The organism is Mucilaginibacter aurantiaciroseus (assembly GCF_024055595.1).
Taxonomy (GTDB): domain Bacteria; phylum Bacteroidota; class Bacteroidia; order Sphingobacteriales; family Sphingobacteriaceae; genus Mucilaginibacter; species Mucilaginibacter aurantiaciroseus.
Window position 1 is genome coordinate 492244 of the sequence record NZ_JAMXOF010000003.1, and the last position, 26263, is coordinate 518506.

The 26263-nt window shown below is 44.1% G+C and carries 26 protein-coding genes; 12 read left to right on the plus strand and 14 right to left on the minus strand.

Annotated elements, in window-relative coordinates; translation table 11 throughout:
* Positions 1 to 4 precede the first annotated feature (4 nt).
* Positions 5 to 1741, plus strand: coding sequence for a GMC oxidoreductase (locus tag NAF17_RS15475; RefSeq protein WP_252758913.1), 1737 nt, complete (start codon positions 5 to 7; stop codon positions 1739 to 1741).
* A 6-nt stretch (positions 1742 to 1747) separates the two neighbouring features.
* The gene (locus tag NAF17_RS15480) at positions 1748 to 2380 is read left to right on the plus strand and encodes a gluconate 2-dehydrogenase subunit 3 family protein (protein WP_252758914.1); all 633 of its coding nucleotides are present in this window, start codon (positions 1748 to 1750) and stop codon (positions 2378 to 2380) included.
* Between the two features lie 33 nt (positions 2381 to 2413).
* Here the strand turns inward: NAF17_RS15480 and NAF17_RS15485 are convergent, their stop codons facing one another.
* A complete protein-coding gene (locus NAF17_RS15485; protein WP_252758915.1) occupies positions 2414 to 3085 on the minus strand; it encodes a response regulator transcription factor in 672 nt (223 codons plus the stop codon).
* Positions 3086 to 3195: 110 nt separating this feature from the next.
* A complete protein-coding gene (locus tag NAF17_RS15490; RefSeq protein WP_252758916.1) occupies positions 3196 to 3708 on the minus strand; it encodes a hypothetical protein in 513 nt (170 codons plus the stop codon).
* A 350-nt stretch (positions 3709 to 4058) separates the two neighbouring features.
* Here NAF17_RS15490 and NAF17_RS15495 point away from each other — a divergent pair, with 350 nt between their 5' ends.
* Together NAF17_RS15495 and NAF17_RS15500 are read left to right on the plus strand one after the other, a co-directional pair.
* The gene (locus NAF17_RS15495; protein ID WP_252758917.1) at positions 4059 to 4802 is read left to right on the plus strand and encodes a YdcF family protein; all 744 of its coding nucleotides are present in this window, start codon (positions 4059 to 4061) and stop codon (positions 4800 to 4802) included.
* A gap of 4 nt (positions 4803 to 4806) precedes the next feature.
* Positions 4807 to 5808, plus strand: coding sequence for a glycoside hydrolase family 43 protein (locus NAF17_RS15500; RefSeq protein ID WP_252758918.1), 1002 nt, complete (start codon positions 4807 to 4809; stop codon positions 5806 to 5808).
* 380 nt (positions 5809 to 6188) lie between these two features.
* Here NAF17_RS15500 and NAF17_RS15505 read toward each other — a convergent pair whose 3' ends face one another.
* Positions 6189 to 7586: a Gfo/Idh/MocA family protein gene (locus NAF17_RS15505; RefSeq protein WP_252758919.1), complete on the minus strand. Its 1398-nt coding sequence runs from the start codon at positions 7584 to 7586 to the stop codon at positions 6189 to 6191.
* 225 nt (positions 7587 to 7811) lie between these two features.
* Here NAF17_RS15505 and NAF17_RS15510 point away from each other — a divergent pair, with 225 nt between their 5' ends.
* Positions 7812 to 9713, plus strand: coding sequence for a beta-N-acetylhexosaminidase (locus tag NAF17_RS15510; RefSeq protein ID WP_252758920.1), 1902 nt, complete (start codon positions 7812 to 7814; stop codon positions 9711 to 9713).
* A 110-nt stretch (positions 9714 to 9823) separates the two neighbouring features.
* Here the strand turns inward: NAF17_RS15510 and NAF17_RS15515 are convergent, their stop codons facing one another.
* Positions 9824 to 10687 (minus strand): alpha/beta fold hydrolase, encoded by an 864-nt coding sequence (locus NAF17_RS15515; RefSeq protein ID WP_252758921.1) that lies wholly within the window; start codon positions 10685 to 10687, stop codon positions 9824 to 9826.
* Between the two features lie 96 nt (positions 10688 to 10783).
* Here NAF17_RS15515 and NAF17_RS15520 point away from each other — a divergent pair, with 96 nt between their 5' ends.
* Positions 10784 to 11941 carry an alpha/beta hydrolase gene (locus NAF17_RS15520; RefSeq protein WP_252758922.1) on the plus strand — a complete coding sequence of 386 codons (1158 nt, stop codon included), beginning with the start codon at positions 10784 to 10786 and terminating at the stop codon, positions 11939 to 11941.
* A 1-nt stretch (position 11942) separates the two neighbouring features.
* Here the strand turns inward: NAF17_RS15520 and NAF17_RS15525 are convergent, their stop codons facing one another.
* Positions 11943 to 12719, minus strand: coding sequence for a molybdopterin-dependent oxidoreductase (locus tag NAF17_RS15525; protein WP_252758923.1), 777 nt, complete (start codon positions 12717 to 12719; stop codon positions 11943 to 11945).
* Positions 12709 to 13404 (minus strand): cytochrome b/b6 domain-containing protein, encoded by a 696-nt coding sequence (locus NAF17_RS15530; protein WP_252758924.1) that lies wholly within the window; start codon positions 13402 to 13404, stop codon positions 12709 to 12711. Before NAF17_RS15530 ends, NAF17_RS15525 begins: the two co-directional genes overlap by 11 nt.
* A 118-nt stretch (positions 13405 to 13522) precedes the next feature.
* Here NAF17_RS15530 and NAF17_RS15535 point away from each other — a divergent pair, with 118 nt between their 5' ends.
* Positions 13523 to 14032 (plus strand): hypothetical protein, encoded by a 510-nt coding sequence (locus NAF17_RS15535; protein ID WP_252758925.1) that lies wholly within the window; start codon positions 13523 to 13525, stop codon positions 14030 to 14032.
* Positions 14033 to 14216: 184 nt separating this feature from the next.
* Here the strand turns inward: NAF17_RS15535 and NAF17_RS15540 are convergent, their stop codons facing one another.
* Genes NAF17_RS15540 through modA form a run of 3 tightly spaced genes read right to left on the minus strand, consistent with a single transcriptional unit; the run spans position 14217 to position 16267 of the window.
* Positions 14217 to 14837, minus strand: a complete 621-nt coding sequence (locus tag NAF17_RS15540) for an ATP-binding cassette domain-containing protein (protein WP_252758926.1) — start codon at positions 14835 to 14837, stop codon at positions 14217 to 14219.
* Positions 14834 to 15505, minus strand: a complete 672-nt coding sequence (gene modB / locus NAF17_RS15545; RefSeq protein ID WP_252758927.1) for a molybdate ABC transporter permease subunit — start codon at positions 15503 to 15505, stop codon at positions 14834 to 14836. The genes NAF17_RS15540 and modB overlap by 4 nt, the downstream gene beginning before the upstream one ends.
* A 3-nt stretch (positions 15506 to 15508) precedes the next feature.
* Entirely contained in the window at positions 15509 to 16267 is a 759-nt protein-coding gene (gene modA, locus NAF17_RS15550; RefSeq protein WP_252758928.1) for a molybdate ABC transporter substrate-binding protein, read from the minus strand.
* Between the two features lie 137 nt (positions 16268 to 16404).
* Between modA and NAF17_RS15555 the strand changes: the two genes are divergently transcribed.
* On the plus strand, positions 16405 to 17637 hold the full coding sequence (locus NAF17_RS15555; RefSeq protein WP_252758929.1) for a glycoside hydrolase family 5 protein: 1233 nt from the start codon (positions 16405 to 16407) through the stop codon (positions 17635 to 17637).
* Positions 17638 to 17754: 117 nt separating this feature from the next.
* Here the strand turns inward: NAF17_RS15555 and NAF17_RS15560 are convergent, their stop codons facing one another.
* The 3 genes from NAF17_RS15560 to NAF17_RS15570 all read right to left on the minus strand — a co-directional run bounded on the left by NAF17_RS15560 (position 17755) and on the right by NAF17_RS15570 (position 19235).
* Positions 17755 to 18660 (minus strand): prohibitin family protein, encoded by a 906-nt coding sequence (locus tag NAF17_RS15560; RefSeq protein WP_252758930.1) that lies wholly within the window; start codon positions 18658 to 18660, stop codon positions 17755 to 17757.
* Positions 18661 to 18730: 70 nt separating this feature from the next.
* On the minus strand, positions 18731 to 18919 hold the full coding sequence (locus tag NAF17_RS15565; protein WP_252758931.1) for a DUF6358 family protein: 189 nt from the start codon (positions 18917 to 18919) through the stop codon (positions 18731 to 18733).
* Position 18920: 1 nt separating this feature from the next.
* Complete coding sequence (locus NAF17_RS15570) at positions 18921 to 19235, minus strand: rhodanese-like domain-containing protein (protein ID WP_252758932.1); 315 nt, start codon at positions 19233 to 19235, stop codon at positions 18921 to 18923.
* A 120-nt stretch (positions 19236 to 19355) separates the two neighbouring features.
* Between NAF17_RS15570 and NAF17_RS15575 the strand changes: the two genes are divergently transcribed.
* The 4 genes from NAF17_RS15575 to ypfJ all read left to right on the plus strand — a co-directional run bounded on the left by NAF17_RS15575 (position 19356) and on the right by ypfJ (position 24695).
* Entirely contained in the window at positions 19356 to 20474 is a 1119-nt protein-coding gene (locus NAF17_RS15575; RefSeq protein WP_252758933.1) for a DUF4407 domain-containing protein, read from the plus strand.
* 132 nt (positions 20475 to 20606) lie between these two features.
* Entirely contained in the window at positions 20607 to 22454 is a 1848-nt protein-coding gene (locus NAF17_RS15580) for a M61 family metallopeptidase (protein ID WP_252758934.1), read from the plus strand.
* Entirely contained in the window at positions 22455 to 23759 is a 1305-nt protein-coding gene (locus tag NAF17_RS15585; protein WP_252758935.1) for a M20/M25/M40 family metallo-hydrolase, read from the plus strand. It begins immediately after the preceding gene.
* 84 nt (positions 23760 to 23843) lie between these two features.
* Positions 23844 to 24695, plus strand: a complete 852-nt coding sequence (gene ypfJ / locus NAF17_RS15590; RefSeq protein ID WP_252758936.1) for a KPN_02809 family neutral zinc metallopeptidase — start codon at positions 23844 to 23846, stop codon at positions 24693 to 24695.
* Positions 24696 to 24849: 154 nt separating this feature from the next.
* Here ypfJ and NAF17_RS15595 read toward each other — a convergent pair whose 3' ends face one another.
* Complete coding sequence (locus NAF17_RS15595; RefSeq protein WP_252758937.1) at positions 24850 to 25587, minus strand: lysophospholipid acyltransferase family protein; 738 nt, start codon at positions 25585 to 25587, stop codon at positions 24850 to 24852.
* Between the two features lie 45 nt (positions 25588 to 25632).
* Entirely contained in the window at positions 25633 to 26193 is a 561-nt protein-coding gene (locus tag NAF17_RS15600; protein ID WP_252758938.1) for an NUDIX domain-containing protein, read from the minus strand.
* Positions 26194 to 26263: the final 70 nt, after the last annotated feature.

A 26263-nucleotide genomic window follows, 5' to 3' on the forward strand; every position in this document is an offset into this window, starting at 1 on the left:
AATAATGGAAGAGTTACAGATCAAGAAAACAACCGAAACCTATGACGTAGTTGTTGTGGGCTCGGGCGCAGGCGGCGGTATGGCCGGCTACGTTTTGGCAAATGCAGGCATTAAAGTATTAATGTTGGAGGCAGGCGCCTACTTTGACCCCAAAACAGATTCGCACCAGTTAAAATGGGCGTGGGAATCTGCACGCCGTGGCGCAGGCACTACCCGTCCTTTTGGTGATTTTGATGCTGCCTATGGCGGCTGGGAATTGGAGGGCGAACCTTACACCCAAAAAGAGGGTACCGAGTTTGCCTGGTTCCGTTCGCGGATGCTGGGTGGGCGTACAAATCACTGGGGGAGGATCTCGTTACGGATGGGCCCTGAAGATTTTAAACCTAAAGACGGGTTAACCGACCCATGGCCTATAACCTACGATGAGTTGAAACCCTACTACGATAAGGTTGACCGCATGATAGGTATTTATGGCACGGTAGAAAATATCGAAAGCGAACCGGATGGTATCTTCTTACCTCCGCCAAAACCACGCTTGAACGAACTTTTTATTAAACAAGGTGCAAGCAAAGCAGGTGTAAATGTTATCACAGGTCGTGGTTCGGTATTAACCGAGGCCTTGCCAAATAACAAAGACCGTGGCGCTTGTTTCTTCTGCGGGCAATGTGGCCGCGCATGTAAGGTTTACGGCGATTTCTCGGCATCATCATGTTTGGTTATCCCGGCCATGAAAACCGGCAATTTAAAAGTAATTACCAACGCCATGGTGCGCGAGGTAATTACCGATAAAAATGGTGTTGCAACCGGCGTATCATACGTAAATAAAGATGACTTACAGGAGTACCAGGTAAACGCCAAAACGGTGATACTGGGTGCAAGCGCGGGCGAATCGGCAAGGATTTTATTAAACTCAAAATCGGCCGCCCACCCGGGCGGTTTAGCTAACAGTAGCGGTGTTGTTGGTAAATACTTGCATGATTCTACCGGATCAGGCGCAGGTGGTTTCCTTCCGCAACTGATGGACCGCAAGCGTTATAACGAGGATGGTGTGGGCAGTGTGCACATTTATTCGCCGTGGTGGCTTGATAATAAAAAATTGGATTTCCCGCGTGGTTACCACATTGAATATGGCGGCGGCATGCACATGCCATCGTACGGTTTTGGTGGTGGCATACAGGATATGAACGGTGCTGTACCGGGCCGCGATGGTAAAAAGAAAGACGGCGGCGGTTACGGTGCCGGCTTAAAAGACGATTATCGCCGTTTCTATGGCACACAGGTTGGCATGGCCGGCCGGGGTACTGCCATAGCCCGTGCAGATAATTATTGCGAGATTGACCCTAACGGTGTGGTTGATAAGTTCGGTATCCCGGTGTTGCGTTTCAATTATAAATGGACTAACGACGAGATTAACCAGGCCAAGCACATGCAGGAAACCTTTGAAGAGGTATTGCATAACATGGGCGCTATTTATGGCACCATGCAGGGTAAAGACACTAACTACGGTTTAGAAGCCCCGGGCAAGATCATCCACGAAGTGGGTACCGTGCGTATGGGCGACGACCCAAAGAAATCGGCATTGAACAAATGGTGCCAGGCGCATGATTGTAAAAACCTTTTTGTGGTTGATGCTGCGCCTTTTGTGCAGCAGGGCGATAAAAATGCTACATGGACCATTTTGGCCCTAAGCATGCGCACCGCAGAATATATTATTCAGGAACGTAAAAAACTTAATGTATAAGGCATCATGAACAGACGCGACTCCCTAAAAGCAATAGGTTTAGGCACACTATCAACCAGTTTATTCCTTGGTGGGTGTAAACCGGGCGATAAAAAAGTTGAAACAGCTGCCGATGCGAAAACCGCAGCAGTACCCGGCCGCCAGCCCTACGAAGTAGAGCGGGAAAACAAATTATTGGCCGAAAAGTATTTTGATGAGCATGAAATGGCTACCATTACCATGCTGGCAGATATTATTATTCCTAAAGATGCGCACTCGGGCAGTGCATCAGACGCTAAGGTGCCCGAGTTTATTGAATTTATTGTAAAGGATATCCCAAGCCACAAACTGCCCATGCGTGGTGGTTTAAAATGGCTGGACATTCAATGCCTTAACCGATACGGCAACACGTTTATTAAGTGTAACAGTACCCAAAAAACCCAGATATTGGACGAGATCGCTTACCCGGCTAAAGCCAAGCCAGAAATGGCACAAGGTGTAGCCTTCTTTAACCGCTTGCGCGATCTAACGGCCTCCGGCTTTTGGAGCAGCGAAATGGGCACTAAGGATATTGGTTATGCCGGTAATACCCCTAACAAATGGCAGGGTGTACCCGCGGATGTGCTTAAGCAATACGGTATGGAAAACGTTAAAGTTTAATTGAAAACGCTCCTGAAAAGGGGCGTTTTTTGTTTAACTGAACCACCTTTTACTGGTGGCCACTTTTATAGCCGACGCCTTGTTGCTTACATGCAGCTTATCATAAATATTGGCGATGTGCTTGCGTACGGTATGGGGGCTGATGAATAAACGCTCGCTTATTTCCTGGTAGTTGAGGCCATCGACTATGCGGTTCAGGATTTCCATTTCGCGGGATGATAGAGTATGGTCATCTTCGGGTTTAAGTTCTTCTACAACATCTGGTTTATTTCGCAATAGCGCCAAGGCCTTGCGGGCTATGCGTGGCGACATCGGTACACCGCCCTCGTGTACAATCTCGGCAATGGCTTTTACAATGTTAGATACCTTTTCGTCTTTAAGCAAGTAACCGCTTGCACCGGCTTTTATGGCTTCAAACAGTTTATCGTCGTCATCAAAAACGGTAAGCATTAAAAAATGCATGTCGGGGTATAGGTCTTTGGCAATGGCTACCGCTTCAATACCATCCATCACGGGCATTTCAATATCCATTAGCACCACCTGGGGGCGCTGTTTGGGACTGAGTTTTTTTAGGGCATCTAAAAATTCCGAGCCATCGCAGGCCTGCAGCACTATGTTTATCTCTCTGTAGTACGAAATATTATTTAATAAGGCTTCGCGAAGCAATCGTTTGTCATCAACAATAGCAACTGGTATTGTGCTCATAACCTATACATTATCTCCAATAAAAATAAGTATTATAAATCAATAAAGCCGCTCAGGTTAATAAGCGGCGTTATTAAATGTTTATTTTAGATTTGCCTGTAGCTACTCTATTAGAAGTTAAACCCAATGCGCAGGCCCATAAAGCCCTGGCCCTGGTAGCCCTCGTATCTGATGCTGGCATCAAAGCCACCCAGGTCTACACCAATACCCGGTGCATAAGTAAAATGTGTGCTGCCAATAGATTGCAGATTGCCGTTGGCATCGCTAAAGTACGATCTTATAATAGTTGCACCAGCCTCGGCAATGCCATAAAAAGGACCGCCGAATTTGTATTTGTAACCTGCTTTAATTGGAATATTTAACTGTGCTTTGGTATCAAGGCCTACATTAGAAAGATCTTTAGGGATAAAGGCGATAGCACCTGTTGTTATGGTAACAGCGCTTGATGCATCAATGCCAATAGCACCACGGATGGTTAAGCCCGCACCTACGTTGTAGTAGTCTTTTAACGAACCTAATGGCAAGGCGCCTTCAAGGGCTAAACCAAGTTTGAAACCCTGCGCGTGCGACTTTGTAGCAAAACCAGCCAGGATGATGAATGCGATAGTAAAGATTTTTTTCATTGTGTTTAATATTTAGTTGTTAATTATTATTGTTAGGTTTTTGATATAGCTTAAGAACAATAATAATTACGGGCATAAATACTAAATATGCGGTATTTATGCCCGTAATTATGCAGATAAAACATTTTAAATCAATATAATAAATAATATAGTTATAGCCAAACACCCGGGAGGTATTTAAAATAATAATTGGGATTGTTTTTTTAGCCGGGCTATCTAACAAAAACCCGGTTATAATTAAATATCACGGGCCTATCACCAGCACAAATTATTTGACGCGTATAATAATACAGGGGTTACACCTGCCATGCTAAAAAATTGAATTAATTTGCGCTAACATTAATTTACAAATGGTTTACATTCTTTCGAAAGTGCTGTATGTGTTTATTTTACCGCTTACCTGGGTGTTTTGCCTGTTGCTTTACGCCGTGTTCGCAAAAAACAGGGGCCGCAAGCGTAAGGTGCTAATTTTTGCTATCGTGATGTTCTGGTTTTTCGGGAGCAGGTTTACGGTTAATTTGATGGCAAGTATCTGGGACATTGAACCTAATCAGGCATCTGCACAACAATATAGTGCTGCCATACTTTTGGGTGGTTTTGTATCTGAAGGCAAAAATAGCGAAGGCCATTTTAATGCCGCTGCCGACCGGTATAGCACCGCTGTAAAGTTGCTTGAACAAGGCACGGCCAAACACTTGCTTTTTAGTGGCGGCAATGCTGATATAAACCCCGATGGTTTTACAGAGGCCGGTTTTGTTGCGCAACAATTGAAAAAGACAGGCATTGCCGATAGCCTGGTGCTTTTAGATAGTAAGGCACGTAATACTATGGAGAACGCCGCGTTTTCCAAGAAGTTATTGCAAAAAGCAGGGTTAAAGCCGCCATATTTGCTGGTAACATCTGCTTACCATCTGCGTAGGGCCATGCTCATTTATAAAAAGGCCGGGCTGCTTGTTGTGCCTTACCCTTGCGATTACATTACCGGTTACGATGCCATTATGCCAACGGATCTTGTACCAAACACGGATGCTATTGGTAAATGGAATACGTATATTAAAGAAATGCTTGGCTATATTGTGGCCTTGTTTTACTAAGTTTATGAAAAAATCTATTATACTATTACTGCTGCCCGCTTTTATATCGCAGGCCACGTATGCTCAAAAATCAACTAAAAAAGCATCGGGTAACCCAATAGCACAGGGCTGGTACGCCGACCCGGAAGCCGCCATATTTGGCAAGCAATATTGGGTTTACCCAACCTACTCAGATAAATATAACAAGCAGGTGCATTTTGATGCCTTTTCATCGCCCGACCTGGTGAACTGGACCAAACACGATAACGTGCTTGACTCATCAAACGTGAAATGGGCAAAACGGGCCATGTGGGCGCCTGCCATTGTACAAAAGGAAGGCAAATATTATTTCTTCTTCGGGGCGAATGATATCCAAAGTGATAAGGAATACGGCGGTATTGGCGTAGCCGTTGCTGATAAGCCCGAAGGCCCTTTTAAAGACTACTTAGGTAAACCACTTATTGATAAGATAGTGAACGGCGCGCAACCTATAGACCAGTTTGTATTTAAAGATACCGACGGCCAATACTATATTATTTATGGCGGATGGGGCCATTGCAATATCGCGAAGCTCAAAAGCGATTTTACAAGTGTTGAACCTGCTGCCGACGGTAAGATTTTTAAAGAGATGACCCCTAAGGGTTATGTTGAAGGCCCTATTATGTTTATCCGCAAAGGCAAATATTACTTTATGTGGAGCGAAGGCGGCTGGACAGGCCCGGATTATCAGGTAGCCTATGCCGTTGGTAACAGCATAAACGGCCCTTTCAAAAAAATTGGTGTGGTATTAAAGCAAGACCCTGCCATGGCTACGGGCGCAGGGCACCACTCGGTGATACAGGTGCCGGGTAAAGACAAGTGGTATATTATTTACCACCGCCGCCCCCTTACCGAAACAGACGGCAACCACCGCGTAACCTGTATAGATAAAATGATCTTCGATAAGGATGGATGGATCAAGCCCGTTAAGATGACCAATGAGGGAGTGAGCGCTAGTAGGATAGTGAGGGCGAGTAGGATAAAGTAAAAATCGTATTGCGAGACACATGCGGCACGCGTGCCGCCAGCTGAGGTACAATCATGAACTTTACCAATGCGGCCCGGGCCGAATGAAAGTCGAAAAAAGAGCGTAAAAAAGTCATTAAAAAGGGTGTCCCATTCCGTCCCGTTTATAAGCGAGTAGGACACTCTTCAAAAATTATAAATAATTAGTAATCAAAGTATTACAATTAAAATTGACTGTATTATTTAGAAAGTAAAATCCGTAACCAATTAACTATTATTATATTAAGCAAAAAAATCTTATTTGTAATATATTTAGTGGGACACCCCATTAAAAAGCCGCTGAATTATCAACGGCTTTCCTATTATTCTTGTCTCTTGATTCTTACCTCTTACCTCCAAACCCTAACCAACTATCTTCATATTCTCCGCATCCCAATGGATCAGTTTGTTTTCAAAGTAACTGTCGTTACAAGCTAAGGCAGGTGCTGCAGCCCTAAAACCAAAAACAGCATCTTCTACAACAGGCTTGCCCGTGCGTACCGATTCCATAAAGTTGGCGAAGTGGTCGTTAGACGCGTTGTAACCGTCAGGCGCGCGGTAATTTATTGGCTGGAATTGTGGCGTGGTCTGCTGTGCTTTTGTCCACCGTATGTTATAATCGTCCATCAGTGCTTTTTGCTCACTTTCTGTATAGGTAGATAACGAGTCCCAGCCACCGATACCAGGGGCATCAGGCATTTTATTTTGGTGAATAGTGAAAGCTTCGCCCTCACCCCCAATATCCATAACGCCTTCCGACCCTACAATTTTGGTTATTGTTTTGTCACCTTCACCACTAATAAAGTTTACACGCAAGGTAACCTGAAAAGCCGGGTGCTCTTTAGTTTCGCCATAGCGTACAATCGCGCTCATTACATCGGGCACGTTACGGCCATCTTTCCAATAGTCCAAATCGCCAATGGAATAAATGCTTTCAGGGCCCTTAGAGCCGGTAATAAAATGAATACCGCTTAACAAGTGAACAAATAAATCGCCGGCAACACCGGTACCATATTCCCGGTAATTCCTCCAACGGAAAAACCTGTTTTTATCAAAATCGTGCTTAACACTTGCGTTGCTCTGGTAGCGTGCCCAATCTACGTTTTGGATGTTACCGTCGGTAGGGATGGTATATTGCCATGCGCCTAAAGCGCTTTGGCGGTTAAATGATGCTTCGATAGAATTGATCTTTCCAATAGCGCCCGATTCGTACATTTCCTTGGCTTTGCGGTAAGCAATACTGCTTACCCGCTGGCTTCCCACCTGGAAAACCATCTTGGTTTCTTTTTGCACGCGAATCTCTTCCAGCCCCTGGCTAATTTTGTGGATCATCGGCTTTTCGCTGTAAACCGCTTTGCCTTTTTTCATGGCATCTATGGCTATCTGGCTATGCCAGTTATCGCTGGTTGCAATTATTACAGCGTCAATATCTTTGCGTTCCAGTATCTCGCGGTGATCCATGGTGGTGAACAGGTTTTTGCCGTACACTTCTTTAGCATGTGCAAGGCGGCCTTTATAAAGGTCGCAGGCGGCAACCATCTCTACGCCGGGTACTGATAAAGCGGCATTAGTATCGTTAAAGCCCATGATACCCATGCCAATGGTGGCTATCCGTATTTTATCATTAGGGGTTACGCGCTTTTCATCGCGCAGTATCCTTACTTCATTTTCTTCTTTGGCTGCTAAACTGGTGAGCGATGCCGAAGTAAGCAAAACGGATGTACCCAAGTGCTTCAAAAACTTTCTACGGTCGGTTGACATGGTGTAATTTAAATTAGCTTAAAAATTGGTTAATAAATTGCAGGCGCAATTTGTGGTTTATGTCGGGCAATTTAATAAAAAAACGATAACGATAATATGTTTCCCGATATTAATATTTAGCCAGTTACAATCTTTAATTTAAAGTGGGAAAAACTTATTAATATTATTTAAAAAGTTATAAATTGCATGTCGTTACTCCAATAGTAAAAACCTCAATTATACTCCATGAAAAAACTATCCTTATTGGTATGTTCCTGCCTTGTTGGAACGCTTGCCTATGGCCAGGCCGACGCTAAGCTTGCCATCATCCCCGAACCGGTTAAAATCACCGAACACCCAGGCACTTATACTTTGCCAAAAATCCTTACAATACAGGCAGCGCCGCAAGCCGAAATGACGCCGATACTGGACCTGATCAAAAACAAGTTTAGCACCGCTACCGGCAAGATCATCAAAGTAAAACCCGTTGCCGCCGATGCCGCCATTAAACTGGTGCTTAACAAAACCATGGATAATGTAATTGGTAAAGAGGGTTACTACCTATCTGCAAAAGCCAAGGGTGTTACCATCAGGGCCAATACCCCGGCAGGTTTATACTACGGTGTACAAACACTTTTGCAACTGTTGCCAAACGAGATTGAAGGTAAGGTAATAGCTAATGTAAAATGGACCGTACCAATTGTTGATATTACCGATTATCCCCGCTTTGAGTGGAGGGGTTTAATGTTTGATGTATCGCGCCACTTCTTCACCAAAAAAGAGGTAATGAGCTACATTGATAACATGGCTAAATATAAACTTAATCTGTTTCACTGGCACTTAACCGATGACGAGGGCTGGAGAGTTGAGATAAAAAGCTACCCAAAACTGACCACCGTTGGTGCTTACAACGTTAAACGCGAAGGCAGCTTTGGAGATTTTACGCCACCAAAACCTAACGAGCCACGTAACTACGGTGGTTTTTACACCCAGGATGATATCCGCGAAGTGATCAAATATGCTAATGCGCGCTTTGTAAACATTTTGCCCGAGATTGATGTGCCCGGCCATAGTCTTGCGGCTGTAGCGGCATATCCGGAATTATCGGCTACTGCCGGTGCCGATAAATATGTGGTACGCTCAGGCGAAAAAATAATGGATTGGAGTAAACCCGGCCACCCGGCAATGGTTGATAATACACTAAACCCGGCAGGTGAGTTCACCTATACCTTTTTAGATAAGGTAGTTGGCGAGATTGCAGAGTTGTTCCCGTTCCCGTACATCCACATGGGCGGCGATGAGTGTGCTAAAAACTTTTGGGAGCAAAGCGACCAGGTGAAAGCCCTTATGGCGAAAGAAAACCTGAAAACACAGGAAGAAGTACAATCTTACTTCGAAAAACGTCTTGAAAAGATCGTTGAATCTAAAGGTAAAAAATTTATGGGATGGGATGAGATCCTGGAAGGAGGCATTGGCCCCAACGCTGCATTAATGAGCTGGCGTGGGGTTAAAGGCGGCATCGAAGCTGCTAAGCTTGGCCACGAGGTAGTAATGAGCCCTACAACCTTTGTTTACCTTGATTATATGCAAAGCGACCGTGTAATGGAGCCGCATGTATACGCCAGCTTGCGTTTGAGCAAAACTTACGAGTTTGACCCGGTACCGGCAGGCGTTGATGCCAAAATGATAAAGGGCGGACAAGCCAACTTATGGACAGAGCAGGTATACAATATTCGCCAGGCGGAATATATGACTTGGCCGCGTGGTTTTGCAGTAGCAGAAAGCGTATGGTCGCCGGCATCTAAAAAGAACTTTAATGCATTTTTTACCAAGGTGGAGAAGCATTTTGACCGATTTAACCAGGCCGAAGTTAAATATGCCCCAAGCGCGTACGACCCGGATTTTAAACCGGGCCGTAATGTTGACAGCACTTTAAATGTTACCCTAACTAATGAGGTGCAAGGGCTTGATACTTACTATAGTTTTGATAATTCATACCCCGATTACTTTTATCCGAAATATACCGGGATTCTTAACATCCCAATAGATGCCACACAAATGAAGGTTATTACCTACCGGGGTAAAAAACCTGTTGGCCGTATGATCAGCATGCCTATTGATGAGTTAAAAAGCAGGTTAGGAAAATAGTTGCCTCTATTAGTTTGCATAAGAAAGCCGCGCCATTTTGGTGCGGCTTTCTTATGCTATAACGATTGGTATAGTGTGTTATTTAAAGTGCTTTGATACGCATAACCGGGTTACAAAGCCTCATTTACCTTATCTGCCACATCTGCAATTAACTCTGCCGATTTAATGATGCGCTCGTGCCCGGCACCGCTGTAATTTTTGGTTTTGATGGATGGGTGGGCTTGCAAAAAAACTTGCAGGTAGGCATCGGGCAGCATCGTGTCCAGTTCATCATAGGCCAGCCAGTGGTTTAGGGTATCATCAAACTTATAAAGCTTTTGCATAGCGTACTCTGATGGGTATATGCCGTAGCGCGATTTGAAATCGTCCAGGAAAGCTTGCTGCGCATCGGCTGGTACGCCAACGGCTGTCATACTTCTGATGAAGTTTTCCTGTAGTAAAATAAACGGTGCGATACTAATGAGCAATTTTGGAGTGATACAGAGATCTGTTAATGCCGATACGTTAGCCATAGTACCAAACGAATGTCCGATAGCAATATCAGGCTCGCCTTTTGCCGCGATTACTGCTTTAACCGCATTTGCAAATAACAGCAGATTAGACAAGTCACCTTCCGAACTGCCGTTAGCAGGCGCGTCAAAAGCTATGATCTGCAAATTAGGGTTTTCCTTAAGCGCATTTATCAAACCGTCAAAATCCATCGCTTTGGATCCCCAGCCATGGCTTATTAACACTCGTGTGCTGCCGTTGCCCCACTTAAAACAGTTTACCTGTAATCGTTGATTGGTGAAGTATGGGTCATCCACAATAACACTAAAATTTTCGGCCTTTGCCAAAAGCTGCTCCTGCTGCAAACGCAAAGGGATTTTTGGTGGGTAGCAAATCAATTGCCAAAGCAGGGTGTTCAGCTCATTTGGCATATTTTCGGTTACAAGGGTTTTAACATCCTGTACAATTCGCTTCAGTTTTTTCATATGGTAGATAGCTATTCAAAGCTAAAAATTAAAATAGAGCGGATAGTGGTAAATTATATAATTTTACACTGTATCAAACAAGCCGGTTTTATGTATATGAAGCAAATGTTAAAAATTGTGGGTGTTATTTTGCTGGCATTTCTTGTTTTGTTATTTTTTGCTTCGCTATTAACAGTTTTTAAAGCGCCTACATATCATTTATGGGTGCTGGCTATAGCTGTATCCGAATTTCCGTTGATATTTATTGGCTTAACAGGCTTGCTATTAATAGGCTGTTTTTGGGTGGAAAAATTCCAGTCGGCCTCAATACTAATAGGTGTTTTGGCTTTGGTTTTATTCCTTTCGCCTGTTGCGAGGGCTTACCTGGTAGCATCAACATTAAAGCAAAATTTCAATACCGCCTTTGGCCCGGGCAGCACCATTATCAATGGTGATAATACTCAGCCGGTATTTAGTTTCATAAAACTATTTAAAGGCGCGGGGAAGCAATTTGCCTATCAGACAATAACTTACAGCGAAGCTCATAAGTTAACCCTTGATTATTACCCTGCGCAGGTTGGCGGTAAAAAGCCTTGTGTGGTAGTGGTTCATGGGGGCTCCTGGAGCAGTGGCGACAGCCAACAATTGCCCGAACTGAACAGCTACCTTGCTACCGATGGCTATAATGTGGCATCCATCAATTACCGTTTAGCACCGCAGTACAAAGCGCCGTTGGCAATTGAAGATGTGGATCAAGCATTAGCATACCTTCGCAAAAATGCGGATAAATTAAACATCGATACCAATAATTTTGTGCTTTTGGGCCGCTCGGCGGGGGCACAAATTGCCCTTTTATCGGCCTACAATCGCCCGCAAAACGGACTGAAAGGCATCGTCAATTTTTATGGCCCGGCAGATATGGTTTGGGGATATTCGAAACCGGCCAGTAAGTTGGTGATGGACTCGCGCGGGGTGATGGAGCGCTACCTTGGGGGCACCTATAATGCTGTGCCCAATAAATATTTTGCCAGTTCGCCAATTGAATTTGTTAATAAGCAAACCGTGCCTACGCTCATTATCCACGGAGAAAATGATGTGCTGGTATCGCCCATACACAGCCATAAACTGGACGCGAAGCTGACCGAGAATGGTGTGAAACATTACTACCTTAACCTGCCATGGGCAACCCACGGGTTCGATTATAATATCAACGGTCCAGGCGGCCAGTTATCAACCTACGTGGTAGAACGTTTTGTAAATACCGTTTGTAAGTAAACTACAAGCCCGAGTAATAATCGTATCCTATCTCGGCCCAGTAATCGGGTGGGCGCTGGTTGCTGAACACCATGCTGCCAATACACTTTAAGTTTTTGATACCATACTTTACCGGGATGATGAGCCGCAACGGTTCGCCATGCTTGGGAATCAGCGGCTGGTCGTTCATCTCATAGGCCAATAAGGTTTGGGGGTGCATGGCGCTTGGCATATCGATACCTACGTAATACTTTTTATCTGGCGTAGCCATGCCTACGTAATCCAGGTTGGCTTGGTCGCCCAAATTAAAGTGTTCTATAAAATCGCTGAATTTTACGCCACCCCAGTGCGAGATCTGGTCCCAGCCTTCTACACATTTAAAATCGAAGATCAAGTCTGTTTTAGGCAGGGATTTGATCTGATCCAGGGTAATGTTCATTACCTCGCCCGATTGCTTTTTTACCTCCAATTTCCAATTTTCCACATTGGATTTTGGCTGCAGGCCAATGGCGCTATTATAGCGCACCGTTTTGGCAGCGCGGTCTTTTGGATAGGTTTTAACGAGGTTGTTGTTGCTGTATAATCTGCGGAAAGCAAGTTCTGTTTGGTTTAATGCCCGGCGCAAAGGTGCTTTGGCTCCCGCCGTAACCGTGCGTACTTCCTTTGGCGAATTTTTTAGCCAGCCCCATCCTTTGTAAGCCGCAGCCGACAGCACCGCGAACGTACCAAACGAAATAAATGTGCGCCGGTTTATTTTCTGCTCGATGGTGAGCGGCTTTTTTGGCTTTTTACTTTTCATCGCTCGATATGGGTTTAATAATGCGGTTGGGCTGATCATCCGTCACCTCGAACCCGGTGATAACCGATTGGAAATTACGCCACCCGGCAAGTACAACCTGCACCACGTGGATGATAAAGAAAAACACGTAGCCAATGGTCAATACAAAATGTTCTATCCGCGCGGCGTGGTACCCGCCGCAAAGCCAGGTTAGTGTATTAAACTGTACGGGTTTATAAATAGCCAACCCGGTAATGAGCGAGCCAAAGCCCATGATGATAATGGCGGTATAAGCTATCCGCTGCGCGGCATTGTATTTCTTTTGAGGCGGCGCCATTTTACGGACATGCAGATCATGTAACAGCACCTGCCAGGCCTCTTTAAACGAATTCCAATTGGGTGCCAATTCCCGCCACTCGCCAGAGAAGAGCGTGTATAATATATACACCACACCGTTGATGGTAAAAAACCACATAAACAAAAAGTGGAAGGCCATCCCTTCGGACAGGCGCTTTGGAATGTTTAAAGCGATATTAAACCAATCGGGGAAAAACCTGAAAAACGTATGCCCAAACAGGCCAAAGGTATACGTATCGTTAGCCCAATAAATAAGCATCCCGCTCCAGATCATAATGGTGAGGATCGGGAAGTTTACCCAATGTGTCCACCGCATAGCTAAAGAATGTTTTTCTTTTATGATTTTCATTAACAAGCGCTTATATGGTGAAGATAGCTGTTTATATCTATATACGCATAATACAGCGCCGTGGCTTTAATTTGCGGTTTTGATTTCAAGAAATTCATATATTGGCATATAATTTATCATGAAAAATTTAATACTACTATTATTACTGTACACAAGCGCCGCCACCGCGCAGGAAAAAAACCAGCAAACCCTAAAATTTGCCATCACCGGTGAAGTGGTGAAAGAATCTGTCATCACCCTCGATTCGCTAAAGCAATACACCATTAGCCCACTTGGCAATATTAAAGTTACCGATCATACCGGCGCGTTCAAACACCAGGACGATGAACTGAAAGGCATCCTGCTGAAAGATGTGTTATCGCATACCAAATTCAAAACTACAAGCCCGAAGTTGATGAGCCGGTTTTACTTTGTTTGTACTGGTGTTGATGGCTACAAAGTGGTGTATTCGTGGAATGAATTGTATAACACCGAAGTTGGTAACCATGTGTACATCATTATGGAAAAGAACGGCATCAAAGCAGATAAAATGCCCGAGAGCATGCAAATGACATCAGCCATCGATTTTAAAACCGGCCGCAGGTATTTGCATAATTTGGATAAGATTGTGGTATCGCAAGTACAATAGTTAAGTAAAAAGTTGGTCAAAATAGGCTTTCTGAAGAGAGAGATAACTTCATTGCCGTTGGTTTTAGCCAACGGATCAGAGTAGAAAGTAACCGGCTTTAGCCGAACCTTTCAAACTATTTTGGCTAAACCCATCCCCTGTAAATTGGTAGTCCGCCCTGTAAATGGGGTGGTAAAGATGAGGGCTAGTCGCCTATTTCTAACTCAGCGGTACTTATCCCATCCAGCTCTTGCGGGTTATGGCTAACAATAAGCGCGGTTGCGCCGAGCCCAATAAACAATGCTTGTAACTCCTTTATCAACGCCGACTTCATCTTAATATCCAGTGCCGAAAATGGCTCATCCATCAATAGCAATTTTGGTTTGGTAGCAAGTGCGCGAAGAATAGCCAGGCGCTGTTGCTGCCCGCCGGATAGGTGGTTGGGTTTGTGATTAGTGAAGGTTTCCAATACGCCGATGCTTAAGAGGCGATTTATCCAGGCGGTATCGTTTGTGGCATATTCCAAATGCTCTTTCACCGTCATATTTGGGAATAGCGCGTAATCCTGAAAAACGAAACCGATACGCCTTTTCTGAGGGGATAGGTTGATGTTTTGTGAGGCATCGAACCAAATAGTATTACCTGCTTTTATTGTACCGCTGTCAGGATTTATCAACCCCGCCAACATTTTTAAAAACGTGGTTTTGCCCGCGCCGGATGGGCCGGTAATACGGGTGATACTGCCGGGAATAAATTGCTTTTTTATCAGCAGTATCTGTAAGCCTTTGTAAGCTTTTAGCTTTTTTTCAATTTCAACTGCTATCATTCTAACGGGCTTTTTGCCTGGTACTTATTATAAATAAAAACGCTTAACACCATCACAAATGTAATAGTAAACAGCACCAGCGAATAGTTATTGGCTGCAGTGTAATTCATCTGCTCTACCGAGTCGTAAACCGCAATGGATGCCACCCGTGTAACGCCGGGGATGTTGCCGCCTATCATCAGCACTACCCCAAACTCGCCAAGCGTATGGGCAAAGGTAAGCACAGCCGCAGTTAATAATGAGGGTTTGATATTGGGCAGTAAAACGTACCGGAAGGTTTGCCATTGGCTTTTACCGAGCGTATATGATGCCTGCGATAGTGACTGCGGCAATTGCTGAAACGCTGATTTTACCGGGCTGATCATAAACGGCATGCTGTAAATGACAGATGCCAGCACCAGGCCCTGGAACGAGAATACAAACTGCACATCAAACGTTTGCTGCAGCCAATGCCCCAACCCGCGCTGCGGACTAAACGCCAGCAACAAATAAAACCCCAGTACAGATGGCGGCAGCACCAAAGGCATGGTAATAATAGCCTCGATTATGATTTTTACAAACGACCGCTTTTTGGATAACCACCAGGCCAATGGCAAGCCGATCAGCAGCAATATCAGGGTGGTGATAGCCGCTAATTTTAGGGTGAGCCAAATGGGTGTAAGGTCCATGCGTTATAAGGTGTGGTAGCTGTAAGCTTTAAATATTTTTTTTGCCGGCGCGCTTAATATGTACCGATAGAATTTTTCGGTAGCGGGTTTACCCTTCGCGTTTTTAAGCACTACCATGGCCTGTTCTATCGGTTCGTAATCCTTTGGGTTGATGATCTTATAGTGCAACGATACTTTATTGTTAGCATCTTTTATTAATGACAAAGTAGTGAACCCAACCGGCACAACACCCGTAGTGATATAAGTATTAACCTGCGTAATGCTTTCGCCAAAAACGATCTTGCTTTTCACCTTGTCATAAATACCGGCTTTGGTTAATGCCTGCTGCGCGGCCTTACCGTATGGCGCAATGGCGGGGTTGCCGATAGCTATCTTACTGATATTATCGCGAAGCAAAAGCTTGTTCCAACTATTAAAATTTAGGTTTTGAGTGCTGGCGATAATCAGTACACCTTGCGCATATACCACCGAGTTTTTAAGGGTAAGTCCATCTTTTTGCAAAGCCTCGGGAAACGCCTTGTCTGCCGACATAAACACATCATAGGGCGCGCCGTTACGGATCTGGGTGGAGAGGTTGCCCGACGAGCCGGAGATAACATCGATATCTATTTTGGTCCGTGTTTTAAAATCATGCTGCAAATCTTTCATTACCGGTTGCAGGTTTGCAGCAATAGCTACCGTGATTTTTTGCGCATGGGCGGCAACTATAAAAAAACTCCAAAGGATGAAAATTAACGGAAATATTTTATTGGATAGTTTCATCGTTAGTGGTGTTGAGGCACAAAATACGCATTATTGCAACATCGGTACAAATGTTAAATGATAATGTAAATACCTTACATTTGTTTAGCGTTGGCCGCCAGTTGTAAACGCTTTCTGTAAACCATCATAAATTAAAAATGAAAAGGATCATCGCACTCCTGCTGATTATTGCTGCCGGCATATTTAATTCCAGCGCGCAGGCACCAAAGTTCATCACCGTTAAAGGCAAAGAAATTGTAGGTGCCGATGGCAAGCCATTTTTGATGCGCGGTACAAATCTGGGTAATTGGCTGGTGCCCGAGGGTTACATGTTCAAGTTTAAAAAGATCAACTCGCCCAAGATGATCAACGAGGCATTGACCGAACTGGTTGGTCCCGAAGAAATGAAATTGTTTTGGCGCAAATTCCAGGATACCTATGTTACCGAAGCGGATATCAAATTTCTGAAAGCATCGGGCATGAACTCCATCCGCATCCCGTTCAACTATAAACTGTTTACTTACGAGGATTACATGGGCCAAAACAACCCAAACCGTGGTTTCGAACTGCTGGATAGGGTAATAGGCTGGTGCAAAAAAGAAAACCTTTATGTAATATTAGATATGCACTGCGCACCCGGCGGCCAAACCGGTGATAATATTGATGATGGCAATGGTTTCCCGTTCTTGTTCACAAGTGCATCAAGCCGTAAACTTACTGCGGATATCTGGCACAAAATAGCCGGCCATTATAAAAATGAAACTATTATAATGGGTTACGATCTGTTGAACGAACCTATTGCCCATTATTTTAAAGTTGATGAACTAAATCCGCATTTAGAGCCAACCTTTAAACAGATAACAGCGGCGGTGCGTTCAGTAGATAAGAACCACATCGTGTTCCTGGGAGGTGCGCAGTGGGACAGTAACTTCAAACCCTTCGGCAAGCCATTCGATAGTAAAAGCGTTTACACCTTCCACAAATATTGGACGGAGCCCGTGCAAAATGTGATACAGGATTATATAGATTTCCGTGATAAATACAACGTGCCAATCTACGTTGGCGAAACCGGCGAGAACGAAGACGCCTGGGTAAAAGACTTCCGCATCCTTTGCGAAAAGAATCGCATTGGCTGGCATTACTGGCCATACAAAAAGCTGGACAATCTGAAAGGCATCATGAGCTTTAATGTACCCGATGGTTACGAAGACATCATCAACTACACCGAAGCCCCGCGCGGCACTTTCGAGGAGATTCGCAAGGCCGCCCCTGCCGATAGGGAAAAGATTCGCAAAGCCCTATGGGCATTTTTAGAGAACAGCAAGTTTGTGAATTGTATCCCTAATAAAGGATATATCGAAGCATTAGGGCTAAAGTTGCCGGTGAAATAAGCCCTTCTTCCTATATGTCATTTCGAACGATAGAGAGAAAACTTGTTACATAAGCCCAAGTTGGCTACTAACAGGATTTCTCTTGGTACCTCGTTCGAAATGACTGGGATTGAGAGCTTACTTATCACTCAGCATTATCGGGTTGCCTTTACCCCCACCAATAATAATAACCTTAGTGTTTGGCGATAGGGCGATTTCCTTTTGGGCTTTAATAGTTTCGTATTGCAGTTGCTTATCAGACAAGCCGGTTGACAGGATCTTCTGGTAATCGGCAATACCCTGTGCTTCCACGCGTTTACGGTCGGCTTCCTGACGTTCTTTTTGGAGCACAAAGGTCATTTTCTGGGCTTCCTGCTCGGCGTTTATTTTCGATTCGATACTCGCCTTAACAGATGGTGGCAGGGAGATATTACGGATCAGGATCTGTTGCAGATCGAGACCGCGCTTTTCAAAACTTAAAGATATGGTACTATTTATTTTATTTTGAAATTCCTGGCGTTTGATGGAGTAAAGATCTACGGCGGCATAGTTAACCGCGTTATCGCGTATGGCGGTACGGGCAACGGTACGTACTATCTTATCCACGTAATCCATACCAATGTTCTGCATAATAAAAGGCGCTTTATTGGCATTTACCTTGTACAGAACGGTAAGGTCAATAGTAACTTCCAATCCGTCTGATGATAGCACGCGGATGGCATCATCACCCTGCACTTCACCTTCGCTGTGCACAGCGCTCATGGTGTAGTTTTGGGTTTGGGTGTTAAAGATGGTCACATCAACCAGCGGGTTTATAACATGCAGGCCGCTTTCCAGTACATCATTTTGTACTTTACCAAACAGAACCTGTACACCAACTTTACCGGGATCTATCACCTTGAAAACTGAAAATAGCAAGCTAATACCCGCTATCGCTATACCTATAATGCTGATAATACCGCCAAAGCGGTTAACGGGCTCATTAGAACGCTTTATTGTTATACCTACAATAAGCACAACAATACCAACAATTATTAAAAACATTTTATGTTTTGGTTAAAATTATTTGGGTAGTTTTTAGAAATTAAATATACGGATCTGTTTATTGTTACAATTACTTGTTGTTCTGCATTTCCCTGATCTCTTTTATCAGGCGGATCTTTAGCGTAATGATGATACCGGCTATAAAAGCGCAGGCCAGTACGTACTCCCAGCGTGCCGCTTCAACCGCATTCCATACAATTACGATACACAAAAATATCGCGATGTTGTAGAACACGTTTAGTGCTACCTTTTTGCCCATTTTAGTAAACGTTAAGTTCCGGGTCTATTTCTGCTTTCCAGGCTAAAATACCACCTTGCAAGTTGCTAAGGTTAGTGTAGCCCTGCTGCTCTAACTGCATAATGGCTGCCATGCTGCGTTTACCGCTGCGGCACATTACAACAACAGGCTTATCTTTCTCTACCTTATCGGCTTCAATCAATATGCCGCCAAGCGGGATAGATAATCCGCCGATGTTTGATGTTTCATATTCAAAGTCCTCGCGAACATCAATCAGTTGAAGATCTTCGCCTTTATCTAATTTTTCTTTAAGTTCCAGTACGCTTATTTCTTGCATGGTAAATATAATTAACAGCCAAAGGTATGTTTTTCTATATCAAATATTTGTAGTCAATCTGTAACAATCAGTACCTAAGTGCGTTTTATGGTTAAGTGTATATTATTACGCTATTCCTGAATGAAAAAAGTAACCAGGTTTTTTTGGTTCTGTTCCGGCGCGCACGTGGGCACACTAAAAAAATACCCGATAGAGCATAATAAGTATGTGGGCATTGGTGCCACCATATTTTTCACCGCGCTTTTTGCCTCGCTATCCGGCGGGTACGCCATGTACTTTGTATTCAGCGGCAATGCATTTGCCGTTGGTTTAGCCATCCTTTTCGGTTTGATATGGGGCACCGCCATTTTTAATATGGATAGGTACATCGTATCCAGCATCAACAAAGAAGGTAGTATGAATCAGCAGATCTTACAGGCCACGCCTCGTATTTTATTGGCCATAATGATAGGCGTAGTAATATCGCGCCCGCTGGAGCTGAAGATCTTTGATAAGGAGATCAGCACCAAGCTAAAAACGGCTTACCTGAAGGGACAGCACAGCAAGATAGATACGCTTCAAAAAACCTATCAGCAAAAATACGGGCAGGAACTGGTTAAAAATACCGATCTGAAGAAAGAGAAGGACTCGCTGGAACGCGATATTAACCGTTCGCGCTACGAGTTGAACCAGGAAGTTTTTGGTGATAAAACAAACCAAACATCGGGCATAAACGGTTATGGTACGTACGCGAAGCAAAAAGCCCAGGTACTTCAGGAGAAAGAGGACAGGCTTAAAACGGTTACCGAAAACTTGGGCCAGATGGACCAATACTTAAGTAAACGTAAAGATTATGAAGGGCTGAATGCTGCCCGATTATTTAGCGAAAAGCAACTGGACAGCCTATCAAACGTAGCTGGTTTTGCAGATCGTAACTGGGCATTGGGCCAGTTATCTTACAATGTTGATGGCACGCGCGATCTGGATACCTATATGGCTATCTCATTTATTGGCTACCTGTTTATCCTGTTTGAATGTTTGCCGGTTTTTGTAAAGCTGATGTCGCCCAAAGGGCCTTATGATATGGCTTTGACTAAGATCGGCGAAGCGAACATCCACTTTGCCAATAAGGATAAAGACCGGGATATTGCCGTTACCGATAACACTTACGATCATAATCTGGATGCCGATATAGCCCGGCGAAAGCAGATCATCACCGCGCAATCGGAATATGACCTGGGCAGGCATAGTTATGATTAACCTCTTCCCCGGCCAGAAGAAATTTTAAGGCCTCTGCTTTAAAAAGAATTTAGGTGAGGTTTTGTAAGAAAATTGATAGATACGAATTATCTGATTTATTGGTAATTTCAACACCTTAATCATATCATCACAATGAAGAAAATATTACTCCTTACAGCTGCCGTTTTTTTCGCGTTTGGCGCTAATGCACAAATTAAAGCACGCAACGGGCTTTACTATGCTGTATCGTTCCCTAACGCTGCCCACCACGAGGCCGAAATCACGATAACGGTTCCTGAAATAACCGAAAACGTGCCGTTAAGAATGCGGATGAGCCGCTCATCACCAGGGCGTTATGCCACGCATGAGTTTGGCAAGAATATTTACAATGTAAAGGCATTTGACCTGAGCGGTAAAGAATTAGTTATAAAACAGGTTGAGGGCGATGTTTACGAGGTGGCAGAACATGGTTCGGTAGTGAAAATAAGCTATACCTTATTTGGTAACCACACCGATGGTACTTACGTTGGTATTGATGCCAGCCATGCGCACCTGAATATGCCTGCAGCGTTTATGTGGGCAGTTAATAAAGATATTGTTACCCGCCCGATAAAGTTTGAATTTAACGATTTGGATAAATACGGCTGGAAGGTTGCTACCCAATTAAAGCACGAAGGCGATAATGTTTACAGCGCGCCCGATATGCAATATATGATGGATAGCCCTACCGAACTATCTAACGTTAAAACCAATTACTGGGATGTGGTTAACACTAACGGCAAAAAGCAAAAAATGGGTATTGCCGTACACTCCGATGATGACCAGGCTACCATAGACAACTTTGCCCAAATGGTAAAAAAGGTTGTCCTTGAAGAAAAAGCCGTTTTTGGCGAACAGCCGGATTATGATTACGGGAGCTATACATTCCTTGACGATGTACACCCAAACAACTTTGGCGATGGCATGGAACACCGCAACTCTACTTGTATTGTTGACGGATCAGATAAAGTTGCTGGTAACGAGAAAGACCTGTTAGGCACCTACTCGCACGAGTTTTTCCATAGCTGGAATGTGGAGCGCATCCGCCCAAAATCGTTAGAGCCGTTTAACTTTGAGCATGCCAACATGAGCAACGAGCTTTGGTTTGCCGAAGGTTTTACGCAATACTACGGCGAAATGCTATTGGTACGCAGTGGCTTTAATTCAGTTGAGGATTATACCCGCACCGTTGCAGGTTTAGTTAACTCGGTTTTAGCAGACCCAGCCCCGGCAAAATATCCGCCAACACAAATGAGCCGTTACGCGGTATTTACAGATGCTGGTGTAGCAGTTGATGCTACTAATTATGGTAATATTTTCACAAGCTACTATGTTTATGGCGGCGCTACAGCTTTAGCCCTTGATCTGCGTTTACGCAGCGAATTTAAGATTACCCTTGACGATTACATGCGCCAGGTTTGGTTAGCTTACGGTAAAACCGGAAAGCCATATACCATACCTGATCTGCAAGCCACGCTTGGTAAGGTTACTAACCCTAAATTTGCGGCATCATTTTTTGCAGATTACATCTACGGTTTAAAAAAGAACAATTACGAAGCTTTATTAGCTAACGCAGGCTTGATATTGCAAAAAGCAGCGCCTGGTAAAGCATGGATAGGCCGTATAGCAAGCAAACCATCAAAGGGTGGGCTAACTATCACAAACGCTACCGTGTCAAATACCCCGTTTTACAAAGCAGGACTTGATGCAGGTGATACCATCCTGCAAATTGATGGTAAGGAAGTAAAGGCAGCAACCGAGATCGCTGATATTATTAAAGATAAAAAACCGGGCGATAAGCTTGCCGTAACCTACAAAAACCGCACAGGCAACCACGACGGGATCATAGTGGTAGAAGAAAGTCCTGCCTTTGAAGTAGTAACCTTTGAAAAAGCGGGTAAAACATTAAGCCAACAACAAAAAGATTTCCGCGGCAGCTGGTTATCATCAAAAGTAAAATAAATGAAATTTAAATTTTTAATAGCGATAACCGCCTTAGCAGCAGCGCCGGCCATTGGCTTTTGCCAGGATGTAAATAAACTGATAAAACAGGATGATGTAGAGCGCATCATTAAAACCCTTAGCGCCGACGATATGGAAGGCCGCGGTACTTTTACAAAAGGTATCGAAAAAGCTGCCACATTTATAGAGGGTGAACTTAAAGCCGCGGGTTTAAAACCCTTTACAGGCAACACCGGCTTCCGCCAGAATTTTAGCATGGTTAGTACCAGCCCTGTAAGTTCAAAAGTTACCATCAATGGTGCGGAGGTATCGGCAGCTAACATAGCCATCAGCGCATCCGGCTCGTTCAATTGGGCAAGTACCGATGGCGTGGATGTTGTTAAAATTGGGGCCGGTAAAGATTTTGCCACCGAGTATCGCGCTATTTTTAGCGGTGGTAAAAAGCAATTAGTATTGATAGATACCAGCTTTACCAAAAACTTTAACAGGTTGGCTAACCGTTATAAAAGAGACGGTATAAGCTTTAAAGAAGCGGATAACACAGCGCCAATCATCGTATTTTTACTTGGGGGCTTTGGCGATTTCAAATCGGCATCGGTAAAATACGAAGTTAAATCAACCGAGAAACCATTATTTAATGTGGTGGGTATTATCCCCGGTAAATCAAAACCTAATGAGTATGTAGTATTCGGCGGGCATTATGATCACCTGGGCATTATGACCAAAGCCATGGATGGCGATAGCATAGCCAACGGCGCCGATGATGATGCATCGGGTACTACAGCGGTTATAACCCTTGCCAAGTATTACAAAAAGCTAAATAACAACGAACGTACGTTAGTATTTGTAGCCTTTACTGCCGAAGAGATCGGTGGTTTTGGTTCTCAATATTTTTCTAAGCAGTTAGACCCTGATAAAGTAGTAACGTTGTTTAATATTGAAATGATCGGTAAAGCCGCTAAGTTTGGCGAAAACTCTGCCTTTATCACCGGCTTTGAACGTTCAGATTTTGGGACTATCCTGCAAAAAAACCTGGAAGGTACGGCCTTTAAGTTTTACCCGGACCCATACCCCGAGCAAAACCTGTTTTATCGCAGTGATAACGCGACGCTTGCCGCTTTAGGCGTACCGGCGCATACCATCTCTACCGACCAGATCCCGACGGATAAATTATACCATACAGTAAAGGATGAGTACGCCTCGCTTGATGTAAATAACATTGTGGCAACCATCCGTGCTATTGCGCTAAGCTCGCGCAGTATAGTTGCCGGTAAGGATACCCCAACACGCATCCCGAAAAAATAAAGTTTTCCTCATAACCACAAATTTGTAAGGCCCAAACAATTGTTTGGACCTTACTGTTTAGTTGCCAAACAAAACAGTAATATTATGCAATGGATGGGCAGGCGCGAAAGCAGTAATACAGAAGATGGCAGCAGCGGCCGAGGCGGCCGCGGGTTGGCCCTTGGCGGCGGCGTGGTAGGCATTATAGCTGCCGCGATATATTTCTTTACAGGCATCGACCCATCTGCTGTGCTTAACCGGGTGAATAGCGGCGGTGCCCCGCAAGAAAACAACCAACAAGCCATCCCCGATACCAAAGAGAAAAAATTTGCCAAGGTTATTTTTGCCGATACCGAGGATATCTGGACCAAACTGTTCAGCGATATGGGTAAAACTTACGAGCAGCCCAAACTACATTTTTTTATAGATGCTGTAAATACCGCCTGCGGACAAGCTGGTGCCGAAACAGGCCCGTTCTATTGTCCGGGCGATCAAAAAGTGTATCTCGATCTGTCATTCTTTGATGAGTTATCAAATAAATTTGGCGCTGCCGGCGATTTTGCTCAGGCCTATGTAATAGCCCACGAGGTTGGCCACCATGTGCAGGACCTGCTGGGCGTATCAGCCAAAATGGACCAGGCAAGGCAGCAGTTGAGCCAGGAGGAGTACAATAAGCTATCTGTAAAGCTGGAGCTTCAAGCTGATTTTTATGCTGGTGTTTGGGCTTACTATGAGAAAAACCAGAAAAATGTGCTTGATCCCGGTGATATTGAAGAGGCATTAAACGCCGCTCATCAAATTGGCGACGACCGCCTGCAGAAAGAATACCAGGGCGAAGTGCACCCCGATAGTTTTACCCACGGCACCAGCGCCCAGCGCATGTACTGGTTCAAAAAAGGTTTTGAAACAGGTGATGTAAGCCAGGGAAATACTTTTGCAGCGGGAGATCTGGAGTAGATAATTTTAGGCGAAATGTTCATGTTCACGATTGTGAACACACGTTTCTTTTTGCAATTTGCTTATAATCAGATGATTGATTTTTTAATTGGTGGCAGAATTGTGTCACCAGTTTATTGAATAGAATTGTTATGAGCGGGTCTAAAAAGATAGATTAATTTGGGTCTACAATCGCCCTTATTCGCCCTTCAACTTCCTGTATTAATTCATCTACGGGTGTAGTGCCCGGCTCAATAGGTTCTAAAACTTCCCATTTCATGGGGGTAAAAGTGTTCATTGGATATATGCCATATTGGATCATCTTCCAGCTTTCGCTAATAGCAACAGGAACTAAAAGTGCTTTAGGGCATTTTTTTAAAAGCGTAGCAATACCCGCAGATTGAAACTTTTTTACCTTGCCGTCCTGCGATCGTGTGCCTTCTGGAAAAATGATAGCACTCCAATTACTGTCTTTCATTCGCCCGGAAAATTTCACCAGTTCTGTAATAGATTGGCGGGGATCTTTACGATCAATATTGGCACCACCACCATATTTTAAATTAAAGGAGATAGATGGGATGCCTTTTGTAAGCTCCACCTTAGAAATAAACTTCGCGTGATATCTGCGCAGATAATAAATCATTGGTGGGATATCAAATAAGCTTTGATGATTAGCAATAAAAATGATAGGCCTGTTAAGCGGTAAGTTTTGTTTATTGATAAAGGTTACGCTGTTGCATAGTATGTACGCAGTATGCACCAAAAAAAAATTCAGGAGATCTACCACACGTTTATGCACTACATAACCGCCTGCTTTAAGGGCAAGCCATTGTATAGGGTGAAATATTACCAATAGCAGGAAGAATGCTAAAATTGCAAATGGGGACAGGATATAGCCTAAAAACTTTTTCATCAAGGGCGCAAATTTAAAATTTTTTGCGGAATGATAATCGCGATTTTATAAAGTGTTCTCTAACTGCATTAAGCGGGCTTTAAGCACGGCAGCCACCGCTAACGAATCGGTTATTTCGCCGCTACAAACCATCCTGTAAACGTCCTCAAAAGGGACTTTTTTTACAATAAGTTGCTCAGTATCCTCCGGTTCGGCCTCGTGCTGTTCCAAGCCGCGGGCAATGTACAGGATGCAAAGTTCATCACTTACCGAATTAGACAAGTGCATTCGTTGGATCTCCGTCCATTGTGAGGCCTTTAACCCCGTTTCCTCTAACAGTTCGCGCTTTGCGGATTCTAACGGATCAACGCCGATAATGCCACCGCCCTCGGGCAGTTCCCAGCTGTATTGTTTTAGGGTGAAACGGTACTGGCCCACCAGGTAGGTGTTCAGGTCCTTATCCAAAGGCAAAATACCAATAGCGATATTTTTATAATGCACCTGCCCGTAAATACCCGGGTTGCCCGATGGGTTGATTACCTGGTACTCGGTAACATTTATCCACGGGTTATCGTAAATGTCTTTTTCTGATGTTATTTTCCAGGGGTTAGCTTCGGGGTGTTGCATGAGGTAAAGATAAAATAATTTACGCCACGTTATTATGAAGCCCCCCCCGTAATTGTAAGGGGCATTTTAC

Bases quoted from the DNA above. Each gene is read 5' to 3' on its own strand.
- NAF17_RS15510 (WP_252758920.1), top strand. From the start codon at position 7,812: ATGAAAAAACTATCCTTATTGGTATGTTCCTGCCTTGTTGGAACGCTT.
- NAF17_RS15535 (WP_252758925.1), top strand. From the start codon at position 13,523: ATGAAAAATTTAATACTACTATTATTACTGTACACAAGCGCCGCCACC.
- NAF17_RS15570 (WP_252758932.1), bottom strand. From the start codon at position 19,235: ATGCAAGAAATAAGCGTACTGGAACTTAAAGAAAAATTAGATAAAGGC.
- NAF17_RS15585 (WP_252758935.1), top strand. From the start codon at position 22,455: ATGAAATTTAAATTTTTAATAGCGATAACCGCCTTAGCAGCAGCGCCG.
- NAF17_RS15495 (WP_252758917.1), top strand. From the start codon at position 4,059: ATGGTTTACATTCTTTCGAAAGTGCTGTATGTGTTTATTTTACCGCTT.
- modB (WP_252758927.1), bottom strand. From the start codon at position 15,505: ATGGACCTTACACCCATTTGGCTCACCCTAAAATTAGCGGCTATCACC.
- NAF17_RS15580 (WP_252758934.1), top strand. From the start codon at position 20,607: ATGAAGAAAATATTACTCCTTACAGCTGCCGTTTTTTTCGCGTTTGGC.
- NAF17_RS15520 (WP_252758922.1), top strand. From the start codon at position 10,784: ATGAAGCAAATGTTAAAAATTGTGGGTGTTATTTTGCTGGCATTTCTT.
- NAF17_RS15595 (WP_252758937.1), bottom strand. From the start codon at position 25,587: ATGAAAAAGTTTTTAGGCTATATCCTGTCCCCATTTGCAATTTTAGCA.
- NAF17_RS15505 (WP_252758919.1), bottom strand. From the start codon at position 7,586: ATGTCAACCGACCGTAGAAAGTTTTTGAAGCACTTGGGTACATCCGTT.
- NAF17_RS15560 (WP_252758930.1), bottom strand. From the start codon at position 18,660: ATGTTTTTAATAATTGTTGGTATTGTTGTGCTTATTGTAGGTATAACA.
- NAF17_RS15540 (WP_252758926.1), bottom strand. From the start codon at position 14,837: ATGATAGCAGTTGAAATTGAAAAAAAGCTAAAAGCTTACAAAGGCTTA.
- NAF17_RS15475 (WP_252758913.1), top strand. From the start codon at position 5: ATGGAAGAGTTACAGATCAAGAAAACAACCGAAACCTATGACGTAGTT.
- NAF17_RS15515 (WP_252758921.1), bottom strand. From the start codon at position 10,687: ATGAAAAAACTGAAGCGAATTGTACAGGATGTTAAAACCCTTGTAACC.
- NAF17_RS15485 (WP_252758915.1), bottom strand. From the start codon at position 3,085: ATGAGCACAATACCAGTTGCTATTGTTGATGACAAACGATTGCTTCGC.
- NAF17_RS15490 (WP_252758916.1), bottom strand. From the start codon at position 3,708: ATGAAAAAAATCTTTACTATCGCATTCATCATCCTGGCTGGTTTTGCT.
- NAF17_RS15565 (WP_252758931.1), bottom strand. From the start codon at position 18,919: ATGGGCAAAAAGGTAGCACTAAACGTGTTCTACAACATCGCGATATTT.
- NAF17_RS15555 (WP_252758929.1), top strand. From the start codon at position 16,405: ATGAAAAGGATCATCGCACTCCTGCTGATTATTGCTGCCGGCATATTT.
- NAF17_RS15525 (WP_252758923.1), bottom strand. From the start codon at position 12,719: ATGAAAAGTAAAAAGCCAAAAAAGCCGCTCACCATCGAGCAGAAAATA.
- NAF17_RS15575 (WP_252758933.1), top strand. From the start codon at position 19,356: ATGAAAAAAGTAACCAGGTTTTTTTGGTTCTGTTCCGGCGCGCACGTG.
- NAF17_RS15530 (WP_252758924.1), bottom strand. From the start codon at position 13,404: ATGAAAATCATAAAAGAAAAACATTCTTTAGCTATGCGGTGGACACAT.
- NAF17_RS15500 (WP_252758918.1), top strand. From the start codon at position 4,807: ATGAAAAAATCTATTATACTATTACTGCTGCCCGCTTTTATATCGCAG.
- NAF17_RS15600 (WP_252758938.1), bottom strand. From the start codon at position 26,193: ATGCAACACCCCGAAGCTAACCCCTGGAAAATAACATCAGAAAAAGAC.
- ypfJ (WP_252758936.1), top strand. From the start codon at position 23,844: ATGCAATGGATGGGCAGGCGCGAAAGCAGTAATACAGAAGATGGCAGC.
- NAF17_RS15480 (WP_252758914.1), top strand. From the start codon at position 1,748: ATGAACAGACGCGACTCCCTAAAAGCAATAGGTTTAGGCACACTATCA.
- modA (WP_252758928.1), bottom strand. From the start codon at position 16,267: ATGAAACTATCCAATAAAATATTTCCGTTAATTTTCATCCTTTGGAGT.